Source organism: Pseudomonas alkylphenolica (assembly GCF_004025535.1).
GTDB classification, from domain to species: domain Bacteria; phylum Pseudomonadota; class Gammaproteobacteria; order Pseudomonadales; family Pseudomonadaceae; genus Aquipseudomonas; species Aquipseudomonas alkylphenolica_A.
Genome location: NZ_QJRG01000044.1, coordinates 16983 through 31561, shown reverse-complemented (window position 1 = coordinate 31561; position 14579 = coordinate 16983). Strand labels below are relative to the sequence as shown.

Here is a 14579-nt window from a genome sequence, read left to right as displayed (position 1 = left end):
AGACTGTGCCGCCCGCACCTTACACCGGCACAGGGTCATCCAGATTGATGCTGATGATCCGCTCAACCTCTTCCCTCGGAATGCCCAGGCCGAGCAGAACAAAGTGCACCATGCTCTCTACGGAGCTTGCTGGCTGGTTTTTCTCAAGAATCTGGCGCAGCAGGTAGAGCATTCCGCCGACGATGCAATCGACGGTGGAGCTGATGTCTTTGACCTCGAATACGCCGGATTGGTTACCGGTTTCCAGGTCTCGTGCCAGGCGAATGCCCATGGTGACGACCATGTCGTTGATGCTGTAGACCGAGTGGATCAAGAACCAGCCCCACACCGGATCGGTCAGGCCGCGATGGATGGTGCGACGGATGTTCACCCCGACCACTTCGGCAATGCCGGCATCGGGGGATGTGGCGGCATCCAGCAAATCGGCCATCAGCACGGCGTCTTCGTTGAATACGGCGCGGGCGACCTCTTCTTTGCTGGAGAAGTAGTTATAGAAGGAGCCGAACGACAATTGGGCTTCTTCGGTAATGTCGTTGATGGCAGTGGCTTCGATGCCTTTGCTGCCCATGACGGTGCGTGCAGCACGCAGCAGCTTGGTGCGCGTGCGCTGGCGAGCCTTCTCGTTGATTCTCGGCTTGCGCGCAGGTGCTGCGCTTTCTTCGCCTTCGACAGGCATGGCTTTTCCTTACAAGGAGACTGTCTGACACAGGGCAAAGGATACTCGACTCCCCTGCCCCATGACAGCAACCTTCCCGGCAAGGCAATCAGAAGCGCATGCCGATGCCCATCAGCACTTGCGAGTAATGTGCGCCGAGGTTGGTACCGGTGCTGGGGCCGCTGCCCCGTATGGTTTCCGGTAGGTGGTATTCATACCCCAGTGACAGGTCGGTCTGATCCGTGGCATGCCAGGTCAGCCCGGCGCTGAGCGAGTCGTTGAGGATGCCCGGGGCGTAGTAGTTGGCGTTGGTGTGCTCCGAGTCCACAGCCTTCGAGGCCTGCTTGAACCCGGCGCGCAGTGTGAATGCGGGGGTGGCGTTCCAGGCAGCGCCAACCCGGTAAACGTTCTGGCTGTGCAGGCCGTTGCCGTTGGGGTCGTTGAGAAAGCCTACATCCGCCCATTCGATTCGCAGGTAATCCGCCGCAAGCGTCAGGTCCGGTGTCAGGTGCAGCGCCACGCCGGCCCCGTATTGCGCCGGTAAGTCGAGGTGCCCGCCAGCGCTCGCCAGCAGATCTTCCTTGTAGCCGTCTGCATCGGCGAAGCGCATCTTCGGTGACCAGGACGCCCCGACACTGATCCGGCTGTTGAGGTTCCACAGCACGCCGACACGCCCTCCTATGCCCATGTTGGTCGAAACCCCATGGGTGGGCAGCACACCCAGGCTTCCATCCGGCTGTGGCGCGACCATGCCGCGCGCCTGAAGGTGCTGCACGCCAATGATCATCGAGACGCCCAGGCTGAAATCCGGGGTTATCTTGTAGGCCAGCGTCGGCGCGAAGTTGACGAAGACCACTTTGGTCTTGGCCGCCGGAAAACCCAGCCCGGGCACTGCTGCATGCTCGTAGTCCACGCCGGAACCTATTGAATACATCGACATGCCCAGGCTCAGGCGATCCGTCGCGGCCCAATTGAAACCGCCACTGGGAATCGGCACCCGCACCTTGAAGTCATCACGGTTGTCGGCGCTGCCGAAGCTCGACCGAAAGTGCGCCATGAACAGCTGCAGGCCGCCGTCCATGCGATTACCCAGCATCGCCATGCCCGCAGGGTTGTCGCTGGCAATTGCACTCGATTGCGCAAAAGCCATTGAGGCGCCACCCATCTGGGCTGATTCGATGCTGGCGGAGGTGGGGATATTGAAGTTCATGGCCAGCGCTGTGCTGGTGCCCAGCAGGCAGAAACCGCCGCCCAGCAGCACGCTCGCCATGGAGATGGCGTCGGAGATTTTCACAGTCATGTTGATACCCGCGATGATTTTATTTTTATTAGCAACGAGCTTTGCGGCGGCACAGGTAGAGCGTCCCCTACCCGCGCCGGCTTGAATCAGAACGCGACGTTGTTGCGCCCTTTGAGCGCCATGATTGCCCGCGCCTCATCGGGTGTGGCCACCTCGAACCCCAAGCTTTCGATGATCTGTTTGATCGCGCGGACCTGCTGCGCATTGCTTTGCGCCAGCTCTCCCTTGCGGAGCCACAGATTGTCTTCAAGCCCCACGCGCGCATGGCCACCTTGCAATAGCGCCTGCGCAACGATGCGCGGCTGCTGCGCTCCGGCGCCGAGCACCGACCAGTTGTAGGTGTCGCCGAACAGGCGATCGGCCGTGCGTTTCATGTGGATGATGTCTTCGGGATGAGTGCCGATACCGCCGCGGATACCAAACACCGACTGGATGAACAGCGGGTCCTGCAACAGCCCGCGCTGACGAAAATGGGCCGCCGTGTACAGGTGGCCGATGTCGTAGCACTCGATCTCGAAACGGGTGGAATTTTCCCCGCACGCCTGAAGGATGTGGGCGATGTCGCGGAAGGTGTTGCGGAAAATGCGCTCGTCACTGTTGGCCAGGTGTGGGGCTTCCCAGTCGTGCTGGAACGACGTGTAACGATCGAGCAATTCATACAAACCGAAGTTCATCGACCCCATGTTCAGTGAGGCCAGCTCAGGTTTGAAGCGCATTGCCGGCTCCAGGCGCTCTTCGATGGTCATGCTCGGCGCGCCGCCGGTGGTCAGGTTCACCACCACATCGGACTCCTGCTTGATCACCGGCAAAAACTGCTCGAACAGCCTTGGGTCCTGACTTGGGGCGCCGGTTTCCGGGTGTCGGGCATGCAGGTGAACAACGGCGGCACCGGCTTGGGCGGCTTCAATGGCCGATCGCGCGATCTGCTCAGGGGTGATCGGCAGGTAAGGCGACATCGACGGGGTGTGGATAGAACCGGTTATGGCGCAGGTAATGATGACTTTTTTGTTGTGGGCAGCCATGACGCAACTCCTTGTTCAGGACAGTGAAGGCCGGCAGCACCTACCGGCCATTGGGGCTAGCGCGGTTCGTCAACGATGGTGTTTTGCAGATGGCCGATGCCTTCGATGCTCACCCGCACCACGTCGCCCGCCTTGAGAAAGCGCTGCGGTTCCATGGCGATCCCCACGCCAGCCGGCGTACCGGTGATCAGGATGTCGCCGGGCTCCAGGGTCATCACCTCGCTGAGGTAGGCGATCTGCTGCGCAATGCTGTAATTCATCAGCCGCGTGTTGGAGTCCTGGCGGACTTCGCCGTTGACGCTCAGGCGAATTGCCAGGTTCTGTGGGTCAGGGATTTCTTCTGCAGTGACGATCCACGGGCCGATGGGGCCGTGGGTGTCGAACGATTTACCCAAGGTCCAGGTCGGGCTTTTCGCCTGCCAGTCACGGGCGCTGACGTCGTTGGCGACGAAGTAGCCGGCCACATGGTTCAAGGCGTCGGCTTCGCTGATGCGTCGCCCGCCTTTGCCGATCACCACGCCCAACTCGGCTTCATAGTCCAGACGCTCGCAGGCAATGGGGTCGTGCACGTCATCGAAAGGGCCGTTGATACAGCTGATCTGCTTGCTGAACCAGACTTGCGAGGCCGGGATCGGCACGCCCAGGCGCCGTGCTTCGGCTTCGTGGTCTTTGTAGTTCATGCCCAGGCACAGGAATTTACCCGGCCGCAGAATCGGCGCCAGCAAGCGCACCTGATCCAGCGCCAGGCTATTTTCTGCCGTGGCCTGAACTTCAGCAGCGGCGGCAAGGGTGGCGGGTGCCAGCAAGGCGGCCACATCAAGCAGGACGTGCGGCGCAACCAGCGCCGTGAGGTCAATGATGTGATCAGCCTCGACTTTGCCCAGACGGGTGATGCCCTGATAGCTGTAACGAGCGAGTTTCATTGCATGTTCCTCTTCAAGAATTCCGACCAGCCGAGGGTCAGGACAAAAAGTCAGGGGCCAGCGGGGGCGCCCATTGCGCCAACGCCGTGGGGGTCAAGGGGCTATGGCTGACAGGGGTCTGGTCGTTGACCAGGTCGCCATCGGTCCAGTGCTCGACCTTGTTGCCAAAGGGATCGCGCCAGTAGTCAAAGACCTGGCTGCCATGCACGTGCCGGCCAATCCCCCAGGAATGGCGATGGCCACGCTCGGCGAGGTAGTGGTTGCCGTAGGCCAGGTCGTCCCAGTCGAGTACTTCGAAGGCGCTGTGATCGAACGCGGGTTGCGTATCGCCCAGGCCAAGCAATGCCACGGTATGGTGATCGGTGTAGTGCGCACCCAGGCCGCAATGCAGAAATGCCGCAACGGTCTGGTCGGGGGTTTCACCGTGGTAGCTGTCGGAAATGCGAAAGCCCAATACGTCCTGGTAAAAGGCCAGCATGGCGGCGAAGTTGACGGTCTTGAGCACCACATGCCCCAGGCGCATCACCTGCGACGCCTTGGCATTTACGCGGTTGCTGCGCCCGACGCGTCGGCGATTCCCGGCCGAGTTGAGGGTGAGTGCCGGGCGTACCGGCACGGGCTCGATCACGTTGCCGCGAAACAGCAGGTCGATCTGGAAGCCATCGGGGTCCCGCAGGCTGACCACTGAGCCAGCACCCAATTCGTCGTTGAAACGCACCGTAGTGCCATGCTGTTCGGCAATCCGCTGCAGGTCTGCCAGGCGGTCGACGACGAAGCCGACACCCAGCGCCATGGCGGGCCCCTCGCTGGCAAGGTAGGCCGGGTAACCGCCACTGCAGGTCGCCATGGACAGCGCTGTACTCGATTGACGATGCACCCTCAGGCCAAAATCTTCGAGAAAGCGCGCTTGAACAGCGATGTCGGGCACTTGATAGCGCACGTAGGCAATGTCGCGAACGGCAATCATCTTTTGCTCCTTTTCTGGGTCGTTGCCAAACGGGAGGCAAACAGCTCCCGCACGGCTCGAATGCCGCGTGAGTGGAAGGGGTTTATCGGGCGATGAAAATCGGCTTAGCCGACGTCGAACCAGCAGGTGGCGGGGTCAAGTGCATGCAATTGTTTGTAAGCCCCGGAGAAAAACAGCAGGGGTCGCCCCTCTGACTCTTCCAGGCGTTGCACATCCGCGGTGTAGATCAGGTGATCGCCGCCCACGTGAATCGCGTTGGCCCTGACCGCCAGTTGCACCAGGGCGCCCTCCACCACCGGGGCACCGTGCAAGGTCGAGAAACACGGGCCCTGCTCGGGGTTCGGTCGGCCGCCAAAATGACTGCTCAAGGCTTCGTGCTCTTCACGCAGGAAGCTGATGCCGAAGTCATCACCCACCCTCACGCTGCTGGCAAATCGCGACGGGTTGCGCACCGCGATCAGCACCATCGGTGGGTCCACCGACAACGACATGAACGCATTGGCCGTCATGCCGCTGGCCTGGCCTTCATGCTCGAAGGTAACCACCGTGACGCCGGTGGCGAACTTGCCCATTACCCGACGGAATGCCCGGGCATCGATATGTCGAACCTGCATGCGCTTGTCCTCTGTGGTTTTCATGACGTGGCTGCACACTCAAATGAACGGCGTGCCGGGCGTCAGGCCACAGAGAATCCGGCCATAGGTTTCAAAGTTGGTATTGGGGCTGACCACACCGTGCAAGGAGGCAATGCGCGCGTCCTGCCAGATCCGCGTCATGGGGTTGTTCACCGAGGCCAGCGAGCCACCCGAGGCCGATGCGAGCAAATCGACCGCTTCCCAAATCAGTTTTTCGGCGTAACCCACGTCGCGGCGTATCCGGGCGCGATCAAGGAAGTCCATGTACACACCTGAAGCGGCGCTGGCATCCATGGCATCGGCGTGGCGTTCGAGGATGGCACGGGCAGCTTCGATTTTTGCCGAGGCTTCCCCCACCTGCAGATGCGTGATGGGCGCCTCGGATTGTTTGGCGTACCAGGAGTACTGGATGCCACGGCGCGGCAAGGTGTCGAGAAAGGTTTCCAGCGCGGCCACACCCAGGCCCAGTGCCGGGAACACGAGGATGATCGCCAGCATCGGCATGCACGCGGTGCGAAACAGCGGCTCGTCGGCCAGGTGAGTGGAGGCGTAGTCCCCTTCGATGGCGCGGCTCAGGGAGGTGACGCGATCCTCGGGAACGAACACGTTATTCACCGCCACGCTGGAACTGCCGCTGCCGCAGATACCAATCACGTTCCAATCATCAAGAATCTTGAGTTCAGCGGTAGGAATCATCGCCACGCCCTGGTCGATGACCTTGCCGGAGGCGTCGACGATGGGAATGCCGAGCATGTCCCAGGTAGCGTGGTACACACCCGAGTTGAAACCCCACAGCCCCTCTTCGATGAGGTACCCGCCTTCAACTTTGCGCACCACCGCTTTGCGCGGTGACAGCACGCCAGTGACGCGCGCAGGTTTGGCGCCGCGGAATATCGCATCGCCGGTCTTCTCGTTGAACAGTGTGGCAGCGCCCCAGGTGGTGACGTTGGTCAGCGCTACGACCCAGGCCACCGATGCATCAGCACGGCCCAGCTCAGCTACCACATTGAGGAAGGTGCGCACGCTCACCGGTTGGCCGCCATAGCGACGCGGCGTGGTCATGCTGAGCAGGCCACCAGCCTCCAGATCGGCGATGGTTTCTGCCGGAAGTCGTCCCAGTTTCACGGTTTCCGGTGCGCGGGCCTTGAGCGTCGGGATCAACGAGCGGGCATAAGCCAGCAACGTCGCACTGCGGTCCAGGGCTGCATCAACGGCTACGGCAGGTGCTGCGGGATCAATCGCGTTCATCGTGTCGTCCTGTTTTTCTATTGTTTTTGTCGAGGTTCGTACCCAGTGGAGAAGGCCGGATCGAACGTTATTGATATATTCATCATTTTTGATGACTTCATCAATAGTTTTTTTTGGAGGACAGACAAACTCAACTGCGGCGGGCTTTGCCTTTTGCCGCAGACTTTCTTCATAAAGACCAGTTTTGAACGCTAAGCTTGTCCCCATGGATGACTCAGACTACTTGCGCCTGCTCACCATTCAGGCCGAACAAGCCAATGCCTTTCTCTCCAATGCCCGTAAATGGGAACGCGAGCGTTGGGTCTGCCAGCGCCTGCTGCAAGGGCTGAACATTCCTTACCGCAGCGAAGACTTCACCCCCGCCGGCCAGGAGCCGCCCGACGTGCTGTTTCGCGATGCCGCCTTCGAGGTGTTTTTTGTGCTCGACGAAGGGCGTCGGCTCAATGATGAGTGGCGCGAAGAGCTGCAACGCCGGCGCAGCGCCTTTTCCTTGAGCCAGCTGGTACGCCGCGAAGCGCGGCCACGGCGGATCAGCGCCCAGGAGCTGTTGCAGCGCCTGGCGCCGACCTTGCGCAAAAAATCCCATAACTACCAGGAACGCGGGCTGGACCTGAGCGAGCTGGACATCATTGCCTTCGCCAGCCTCAAGCGTGAAGTGCTCGACCTCAACAGCCACTTCCCGCCGCCCACCGAATACCTGCGCCAGGGCTGGCGCTCGCTGTCATTGGTCGGGCCGACGTTTGCCCGGGTGTTGTTCGCCCACCCGGATGCTCCGGATTTCCTGCGCGGCAACCTGGGACGCAGCATTGTCTTCGACGTTGGTATCAGCCTGTGAGCTGGCCCCCTGCCAACGCGTAATGGCATAAATTGCGCGGCGGTGATACAAAGCGCAATCATTCGTCATACACGTCGCGCGTGACTGCGCCATGGGCCCTGAGCAAACAACTACAGTGAACCCTGTAGCTTCCCTTCAGTCACAAGCGTCTACCTGACGAGGCCCTCATGACCAGCCGCCTGAATCCCGAAGACCAACGTCGTGTCGATCAATACCTGCAAGCACCCCAACATCAAGTCGAGCGCAAGCCTTTCCGGCCGTGGCTGCTCCTTTGGCTGGTGGTGCTCGTGACTGTTGGCCTGGGCCTGTTGAGCCGCCTCTTGAGTAACCTGGTGCTATGAGCTGCCTTGCGCTCGCCCGAACCGCCCGCCCTGCGCGGCCGCCCACTCGAGACCCGAATTCCGTAAACCTTATGAGATATCTTAATGACTCACCGTATCGTGATTGTCGGCGGCGGCGCTGGCGGCCTGGAACTGGCGACCCGCCTGGGTAAAACCCTGGGCAAAAAAGGCAGCGCCAGCATTACCCTGGTCGATGCCAACCTGACCCACATCTGGAAGCCCTTGCTGCACGAAGTGGCCGCCGGCTCGCTGAACTCCTCGGAAGACGAACTGAACTACGTGGCGCAAGCCAAGTGGAACCACTTCCAGTTCCAGCTCGGCCGCATGAGTGGCCTTGACCGTGAAGGCAAGCAGATCCAGCTGGCCGCCACCCTTGATGAAGAGGGCCGCGAGCTGCTGCCTGCACGCACCCTGGCGTACGACACGCTGGTGATCGCCGTGGGCAGCAACACCAACGACTTCGGCACCTTGGGGGCGGCCCAGCATTGCCTGTTCCTGGATACCCGCAAGCAGGCCGAGCGCTTTCACCAGCAACTGCTCAACCACTACCTGCGCGCCCATGCCGGCGATCAGGCCAACGAGACCATCAGTGTCGCCATCGTGGGTGCCGGTGCTACCGGGGTGGAACTGGCCGCCGAGCTGCACCACGCGGCGCACGAGCTGGCTGCCTATGGCCTGGACCGTATCCAGCCCAAAGACATGCACATCACCCTGATCGAGGCCGGCCCACGGGTACTGCCAGCGTTGCCGGAGCGCATCAGCGTGCCGGTGCACCAGACCCTGGAAAAGCTCGGCGTGAAAGTGATGACCAATGCTTCGGTCAGCGAAGTGACGGCCACCGAGCTGAAAACCGCCAATGGCGATGTCATCCCGGCCAGCCTCAAGGTTTGGGCAGCGGGCATTCGTGCGCCAGGTTTCCTCAAGGACATCGATGGCCTGGAAACCAACCGCATCAACCAGCTGGTGGTTCGCCCTACCCTGCAAACCACCCTGGACGATGACATCTTTGCCTTTGGCGACTGCGCCGCCTGCCCGCAGCCGGGCAGCGACCGCAACGTGCCACCACGGGCCCAGGCGGCGCACCAGCAGGCTTCAATGCTGGCCAAGTCGCTGAAGGCGCGCCTGGAAGGCAAGCCGTTGCCGACCTACGCCTACCGTGACTACGGCTCGCTGGTGTCGCTGTCGCGCTTCTCGGCGGTGGGTAACCTGATGGGCAACCTGACTGGTAGCGTGATGCTCGAGGGCTGGCTGGCGCGGATGTTCTACGTGTCGCTCTACCGTATGCACCAGATGGCACTGTACGGCACGTTCCGCACGCTGATGCTGATGCTGGGCAGCCGGATTGGTCGTGGCACTGAGCCGCGTCTGAAGCTGCACTGATAACGGATCGCAGGAGATTTTCGCGGGTGAACCCGCTCCCACAGGAGGGGTGCAATGGTTGAGACCAGCACCGGACCTGTGGGAGCGGGTTTACCCGCGAATAAACTAAACAGCAGAAACGAAAAAAGGGCACCTTTTTCAAGGTGCCCTTTTCTCTGAATATGGTCGGGGTAAGGGGATTCGAACTCCTGACATCCTGCTCCCAAAGCAGGCGCGCTACCGGACTGCGCTATACCCCGGTAAAAAAAAGGCACCAATTAAGGCGCCTTTTTTAATGGCTGGCTGCTAATGGCAAACCAACCTTTTAAGATTTGAACCCAGCGTACCGGATTCAAAAATGGTGGGTCGTGTAGGATTCGAACCTACGACCAATTGGTTAAAAGCCAACTGCTCTACCAACTGAGCTAACGACCCAAAAAATGGTCGGGGTAAGGGGATTCGAACTCCTGACATCCTGCTCCCAAAGCAGGCGCGCTACCGGACTGCGCTATACCCCGGTTTGAAATTTGGCTCCGCGACCAGGACTCGAACCTGGGACCCAATGATTAACAGTCATTTGCTCTACCGACTGAGCTATCGCGGAACTATCAATTTCAAGTACTGCAATTTCGAAAACTGTATCTCTACCGCTTCGAACCCTTCGACCTTGTGCATCGCTGCGTTCATGTCTCTGAGGCGCGCTATTCTACAACCTTCAAAACCCTTGTCAACCCCTAATTTGCATTCAACTTACTGATTTGCAACTTTTTTTCAGATTCCCGATTTTGCTGGAAACCTGCGGGGTGACATACAGCGGGGCGCACTTTACAAACACTCGAGACAAAATGCAAATAAAAAAGGCCTCGAATTTCGAGGCCTTAGCGTAACCACCCGAAAAATCAGGCGAAGACGATTTCCTCGCCCTCGACCTTGGCGGTAATTCCGGTGCCTGGCAGGAACTTGCCAGCCAGAATCAGCTGCGCCAACGGGTTTTCGATCCAGCGCTGAATCGCCCGCTTCAGCGGCCGTGCACCGTAGACCGGGTCGTAACCGACGGCGATCAGTTTATCCAGTGCTTCGTCGCTCAGCTCCAGGCTCAGGTCGCGCTCAGCCAGACGGCTGCGCAGACGGCCCAACTGAATCTGGGTGATACCCGCGATCTGCTCGCGACCCAGAGGCTCGAACACCACCACTTCGTCGATACGGTTGATGAACTCAGGGCGGAAATGCGAACCCACGGCGTCCATCACGGCTGCACGTTGCGCTTCACGATCACCGACCAGGTCCTGGATCTGAGCCGAGCCCAGGTTGGAGGTCATCACGATCACGGTATTACGGAAATCCACCGTACGACCGTGGCTGTCAGTCAGGCGCCCGTCTTCCAGCACCTGCAGCAACACGTTGAAGACATCCGGGTGGGCCTTCTCGACCTCATCCAGCAACACAACCGCGTAAGGCTTGCGCCGTACCGCTTCGGTCAGGTAACCGCCCTCTTCGTAACCGACGTAGCCAGGTGGTGCACCGATCAGGCGGGCCACGGAGTGTTTCTCCATGAACTCGGACATGTCGATACGCACCATGGCCTCTTCGGTGTCGAACAGGAACTCGGCCAGCGCCTTGCACAGCTCGGTCTTACCCACCCCGGTCGGGCCGAGGAAGAGGAACGAGCCACTTGGCCGGTTAGGGTCGGACAGACCGGCCCGCGAACGGCGCACGGCGTTGGAAACAGCCACCACGGCTTCTTCCTGACCGATCACGCGCTGGTGCAGCAAGCTTTCCATCTTCAGCAGTTTTTCCCGCTCGCCTTCAAGCATCTTGGCCACGGGGATGCCGGTCCACTTCGAGACGACTTCGGCAATTTCTTCTTCAGTCACCTTGTTACGCAGCAACTGGTTTTCGGCCTTGCCGTGCTGGTCGACCATCTGCAGGCTGCGCTCCAGGTCCGGGATCACCCCGTACTGCAGCTCGGCCATGCGGCTGAGGTCGCCTTTGCGCCGTGCGGTTTCCAGCTCCTGGCGCGACTGCTCGATTTTCTGCTGGATCTGGGCAGAGCCCTGCACTTCGGCTTTTTCCGAGGTCCAGACTTCTTCCAGGTCAGCGTACTCACGCTCCAGCCGGGCAATTTCTTCGGTCAGCTTTTCCAGGCGCTTGAGCGCGGCTTCATCTTCTTCCTTCTTCAGCGCCTGGGATTCAACCTTGAGTTGAATCAGGCGGCGCTCCAGGCGATCGAGCACTTCGGGCTTGGAGTCGATCTCCATACGAATGCGGCTGGCCGCTTCGTCAACCAGGTCGATGGCCTTGTCCGGCAGCTGCCGGTCGGTGATGTAGCGATGGCTGAGCTTGGCCGCGGCGATGATCGCGCCGTCGGTGATCGCCACCTTGTGGTGTACCTCGTAACGCTCTTTGAGGCCACGCAGAATGGCGATGGTGTCTTCTTCGCTCGGCTCTTCTACCAGTACCTTCTGGAAGCGCCGCTCAAGGGCTGCGTCTTTCTCGATGTACTGACGGTACTCGTTGAGGGTGGTAGCACCCACGCAGTGCAGCTCACCACGGGCAAGGGCCGGCTTGAGCATGTTGCCGGCGTCCATCGAGCCTTCGCCTTTACCGGCGCCGACCATGGTGTGCAGTTCGTCGATGAACAGAATGATCTGCCCTTCCTGCTTGGACAGCTCGTTGAGCAGGCCTTTGAGGCGCTCTTCGAACTCACCGCGGAACTTGGCACCGGCAATCAGCGCGCCCATGTCCAGCGACAGCAGACGTTTGCCTTTGAGACCGTCCGGTACTTCGCCGTTGATGATGCGCTGGGCCAGGCCTTCGGCAATGGCGGTTTTACCCACGCCAGGCTCACCGATCAGCACCGGGTTGTTCTTGGTACGGCGTTGCAGCACCTGGATGGTGCGGCGGATTTCGTCGTCACGGCCGATCACCGGGTCAAGCTTGCCGTCTTCAGCACGCTTGGTGAGGTCGACGGTGTACTTGTCCAGGGCCTGACGTGACTCTTCAGCATTGGGGTCATTGACCGCCTCGCCACCGCGCAGGTTGCTGATCGCGTTTTCCAGAGCCTTTTTGGTCACGCCCTGCCCCAGCAACAATTTGCCGAGCTTGCTGTTCTCGTCCATGGCGGCGAGCAGCACCAGCTCACTGGAGATGAACTGGTCGCCCTTCTGCTGGGCCAGGCGGTCGGCCTGGTTGAGCAGGCGCGCCAGGTCCTGCGACATGTTGACGTCGCCGGTCGGGTTCTGGATTTTCGGCAGTTGGTCGAGCTCTTTGCTCAACGCCTTGCGCAGGCTGTTGACGTCAAAGCCCACCTGCATCAGCAACGGCTTGATCGAACCACCTTGCTGGTCGATCAACGCTTGCAACAGGTGCGCAGGCTCGATGGCGGGATGGTCCATACCAACGGCCAGGGATTGGGAATCGGATAACGCCAGCTGTAATTTGCTGGTCAAACGGTCTATTCGCATAAGTTACCTTCCTTTTATGGGCAGGCCGGAGCGATGGACACACCTGATGAAGATAAACCTGCCTGAGATACCCCATTAGATGAGGGTGATTCTGGAGGATTCAAGCTTAGACGGGTTGATTCAGATCAGCGCGGATCAAGCCAGATCAGCGAGGCAAAGCGGCCGCCATGCGGGGTGCGACGATAGGAGTAGAAGCGCGGGTCGCTAACGGTGCACTCACCGCCGCCATACACAGCAGTGACGCCATGTGCAGCCAGGCGAATGCGCGCCAGCTTGTAGATGTCGGCGATGAATTTTCCGGGTTGCGCGCCCGGTACAAACGCCGTGGCAGTTTCCGGATGAACGGTCACGAAGGCTTCACGCACTTCGGCGCCCACTTCAAACGCCTGCGGGCCGATAGCCGGCCCGAGCCAGACCATGACGTCGTTCGGCTCAACGCTCAAACGGTCGACCGTGGCTTCCAGCACACCGTTGGCCAACCCGCGCCAACCGGCATGTGCGGCTGCAACCCGGGTGCCGGCGCGGTCGCAAAACAGCGCGGGCAGGCAATCGGCGGTCATTACCGTGCAGGCGATGCCCGGGGTGGCCGTCCAGCTGGCATCGGCCTCGGCAATTACCGCAGGGTTGGCATCGGCAACGACAACGCCGTGCACTTGCTTGAGCCAGGCCGGCTGGATGCCGAACTCGGCGGTCAGGCGACGACGGTTCTCGGCGACTGCATCCGGCGCATCGCCGACATGGTCACCGAGGTTGAAGCTGTCATAAGGCGGCAGGCTGACGCCGCCCGAACGGGTGGTGACGCACGCACGAACCCCGGCTGGCGCAGGCCAGTCCGGAATCAGCAGGTGGTGCGCCAGCTCACTCATCCAACAAACGCCTCACGGTCTTGCTTGAGCAGCGACAGCAACCAGACGAAGTCGTCTGGCAGCGACGATTCCCAGCCCATGCGCTCGCCGGTCACCGGGTGATCCAGTTCGAGGAAACGCGCATGCAGGGCCTGACGCGGGAAGGTCTTGAGGGCCTCGACCATGGTCTGGCTGGCGGCTGGCGGAATGCGGAAGCGCCCGCCGTAGACCGGATCGCCGACCAGCGGGAAGTTCACATGGGCCATGTGCACGCGAATCTGGTGGGTACGCCCGGTTTCCAGCTTGACCCGCACGTGGGTGTGGGAACGGAAGCGCTCCAGCACGCGGTAGTGACTGACAGCCGGCTTGCCACCTTCGGTCACGGCCATGCGCTGGCGTTGCCCGCCATGACGACCGATCGGGGCGTTGATCTTGCCACCGGCGGTCACCACGCCAATCACGATGCATTCATAGATGCGGCTGACACTGCGGCTTTGCAACTGGGCAACCAGCTGGGTCTGCGCCTGAATGGTCTTGGCCACCACCATCAGACCGGTGGTGTCCTTGTCCAGGCGGTGGACGATGCCGGCCCGCGGGACATTGATGATGTCCGGCACGTGGTGCAGCAGTGCGTTGAGCAGGGTGCCATCGGCGTGGCCCGCAGCCGGGTGGACCACCAGCCCTGCGGGCTTGTTGATCACCAGGATGTGGTCGTCTTCATAGACGATATCCAGCTCGATGTCCTGGGCCACCCACTCGCCCTGGGCTTCCTGCTCGGCCTCAAGGGCCAGCAGCGAGCCGCCATGGACGATATCGCGCGGACGCAGGACGGCGCCATCGACCGTCAGGCGCCCCTCCTTGATCCAGGTGGAAAGGCGCGAGCGCGAGTGCTCAGCGAACAATTGGGCGGCGACTTGGTCGAGGCGTTGCCCGCCCAATTCGGACGGCACCTCTGCGCTAAGTTGAATGATCTCGGACATGCTCG

Annotated in this window: 13 protein-coding genes and 4 tRNA genes; 3 read left to right on the top strand and 14 right to left on the bottom strand. The window is 60.9% G+C overall.

Annotated elements, in window-relative coordinates:
- Window positions 1-19: 19 nt before the first annotated feature.
- The 7 genes from DM813_RS12890 to DM813_RS12860 all read right to left on the bottom strand — a co-directional run bounded on the left by DM813_RS12890 (window position 20) and on the right by DM813_RS12860 (window position 6750).
- Window positions 20-676 (bottom strand): TetR/AcrR family transcriptional regulator, encoded by a 657-nt coding sequence (locus DM813_RS12890; RefSeq protein ID WP_128323782.1) that lies wholly within the window; start codon window positions 674-676, stop codon window positions 20-22.
- Between the two features lie 88 nt (window positions 677-764).
- Window positions 765-1955 (bottom strand): OmpP1/FadL family transporter, encoded by a 1191-nt coding sequence (locus DM813_RS12885; protein WP_128323781.1) that lies wholly within the window; start codon window positions 1953-1955, stop codon window positions 765-767.
- Window positions 1956-2041: 86 nt separating this feature from the next.
- On the bottom strand, window positions 2042-2977 hold the full coding sequence (locus DM813_RS12880; RefSeq protein ID WP_128323780.1) for a 3-keto-5-aminohexanoate cleavage protein: 936 nt from the start codon (window positions 2975-2977) through the stop codon (window positions 2042-2044).
- A 56-nt stretch (window positions 2978-3033) separates the two neighbouring features.
- Window positions 3034-3900 (bottom strand): fumarylacetoacetate hydrolase family protein, encoded by an 867-nt coding sequence (locus tag DM813_RS12875; RefSeq protein ID WP_128323779.1) that lies wholly within the window; start codon window positions 3898-3900, stop codon window positions 3034-3036.
- Window positions 3901-3937: 37 nt separating this feature from the next.
- Window positions 3938-4867, bottom strand: a complete 930-nt coding sequence (locus tag DM813_RS12870) for a VOC family protein (RefSeq protein WP_128323778.1) — start codon at window positions 4865-4867, stop codon at window positions 3938-3940.
- 104 nt (window positions 4868-4971) lie between these two features.
- Window positions 4972-5505 carry a flavin reductase family protein gene (locus tag DM813_RS12865; RefSeq protein ID WP_241653174.1) on the bottom strand — a complete coding sequence of 178 codons (534 nt, stop codon included), beginning with the start codon at window positions 5503-5505 and terminating at the stop codon, window positions 4972-4974.
- A 15-nt stretch (window positions 5506-5520) separates the two neighbouring features.
- Window positions 5521-6750: an acyl-CoA dehydrogenase family protein gene (locus DM813_RS12860; protein WP_128323777.1), complete on the bottom strand. Its 1230-nt coding sequence runs from the start codon at window positions 6748-6750 to the stop codon at window positions 5521-5523.
- Between the two features lie 205 nt (window positions 6751-6955).
- Here DM813_RS12860 and DM813_RS12855 point away from each other — a divergent pair, with 205 nt between their 5' ends.
- The 3 genes from DM813_RS12855 to DM813_RS12845 all read left to right on the top strand — a co-directional run bounded on the left by DM813_RS12855 (window position 6956) and on the right by DM813_RS12845 (window position 9306).
- Entirely contained in the window at window positions 6956-7585 is a 630-nt protein-coding gene (locus tag DM813_RS12855) for a DUF1780 domain-containing protein (protein WP_038606917.1), read from the top strand.
- A gap of 167 nt (window positions 7586-7752) precedes the next feature.
- Window positions 7753-7926 carry a DUF3094 family protein gene (locus tag DM813_RS12850; RefSeq protein WP_128323776.1) on the top strand — a complete coding sequence of 58 codons (174 nt, stop codon included), beginning with the start codon at window positions 7753-7755 and terminating at the stop codon, window positions 7924-7926.
- An 84-nt stretch (window positions 7927-8010) separates the two neighbouring features.
- Window positions 8011-9306 (top strand): NAD(P)/FAD-dependent oxidoreductase, encoded by a 1296-nt coding sequence (locus tag DM813_RS12845; RefSeq protein ID WP_128323775.1) that lies wholly within the window; start codon window positions 8011-8013, stop codon window positions 9304-9306.
- A 162-nt stretch (window positions 9307-9468) separates the two neighbouring features.
- Here the strand turns inward: DM813_RS12845 and DM813_RS12840 are convergent.
- From DM813_RS12840 to rluD, 7 genes are all read right to left on the bottom strand, one after another.
- A tRNA-Pro gene (locus DM813_RS12840) sits at window positions 9469-9545 on the bottom strand.
- A 99-nt stretch (window positions 9546-9644) separates the two neighbouring features.
- Window positions 9645-9720, bottom strand: a tRNA-Lys gene (locus DM813_RS12835).
- A 6-nt stretch (window positions 9721-9726) separates the two neighbouring features.
- Window positions 9727-9803 (bottom strand) — tRNA-Pro (locus DM813_RS12830).
- A gap of 10 nt (window positions 9804-9813) precedes the next feature.
- Window positions 9814-9889 (bottom strand) — tRNA-Asn (locus DM813_RS12825).
- 295 nt (window positions 9890-10184) lie between these two features.
- Window positions 10185-12749 (bottom strand): ATP-dependent chaperone ClpB, encoded by a 2565-nt coding sequence (gene clpB, locus DM813_RS12820; RefSeq protein ID WP_128323774.1) that lies wholly within the window; start codon window positions 12747-12749, stop codon window positions 10185-10187.
- Window positions 12750-12874: 125 nt separating this feature from the next.
- A complete protein-coding gene (pgeF, locus tag DM813_RS12815) occupies window positions 12875-13615 on the bottom strand; it encodes a peptidoglycan editing factor PgeF (protein ID WP_128323773.1) in 741 nt (246 codons plus the stop codon).
- Entirely contained in the window at window positions 13612-14574 is a 963-nt protein-coding gene (gene rluD / locus DM813_RS12810) for a 23S rRNA pseudouridine(1911/1915/1917) synthase RluD (RefSeq protein WP_038606900.1), read from the bottom strand. The genes pgeF and rluD overlap by 4 nt, the downstream gene beginning before the upstream one ends.
- Between the last annotated feature and the right edge of the window lie 5 nt (window positions 14575-14579).

What these genes read in the sequence shown, in the direction of transcription:
- DM813_RS12890 (WP_128323782.1), bottom strand. Translation starts at nt 676, where the DNA reads ATGCCTGTCGAAGGCGAAGAAAGCGCAGCACCTGCGCGCAAGCCGAGA.
- DM813_RS12885 (WP_128323781.1), bottom strand. Translation starts at nt 1,955, where the DNA reads ATGACTGTGAAAATCTCCGACGCCATCTCCATGGCGAGCGTGCTGCTG.
- DM813_RS12880 (WP_128323780.1), bottom strand. Translation starts at nt 2,977, where the DNA reads ATGGCTGCCCACAACAAAAAAGTCATCATTACCTGCGCCATAACCGGT.
- DM813_RS12875 (WP_128323779.1), bottom strand. Translation starts at nt 3,900, where the DNA reads ATGAAACTCGCTCGTTACAGCTATCAGGGCATCACCCGTCTGGGCAAA.
- DM813_RS12870 (WP_128323778.1), bottom strand. Translation starts at nt 4,867, where the DNA reads ATGATTGCCGTTCGCGACATTGCCTACGTGCGCTATCAAGTGCCCGAC.
- DM813_RS12865 (WP_241653174.1), bottom strand. Translation starts at nt 5,505, where the DNA reads ATGAAAACCACAGAGGACAAGCGCATGCAGGTTCGACATATCGATGCC.
- DM813_RS12860 (WP_128323777.1), bottom strand. Translation starts at nt 6,750, where the DNA reads ATGAACGCGATTGATCCCGCAGCACCTGCCGTAGCCGTTGATGCAGCC.
- DM813_RS12855 (WP_038606917.1), top strand. Translation starts at nt 6,956, where the DNA reads ATGGATGACTCAGACTACTTGCGCCTGCTCACCATTCAGGCCGAACAA.
- DM813_RS12850 (WP_128323776.1), top strand. Translation starts at nt 7,753, where the DNA reads ATGACCAGCCGCCTGAATCCCGAAGACCAACGTCGTGTCGATCAATAC.
- DM813_RS12845 (WP_128323775.1), top strand. Translation starts at nt 8,011, where the DNA reads ATGACTCACCGTATCGTGATTGTCGGCGGCGGCGCTGGCGGCCTGGAA.
- clpB (WP_128323774.1), bottom strand. Translation starts at nt 12,749, where the DNA reads ATGCGAATAGACCGTTTGACCAGCAAATTACAGCTGGCGTTATCCGAT.
- pgeF (WP_128323773.1), bottom strand. Translation starts at nt 13,615, where the DNA reads ATGAGTGAGCTGGCGCACCACCTGCTGATTCCGGACTGGCCTGCGCCA.
- rluD (WP_038606900.1), bottom strand. Translation starts at nt 14,574, where the DNA reads ATGTCCGAGATCATTCAACTTAGCGCAGAGGTGCCGTCCGAATTGGGC.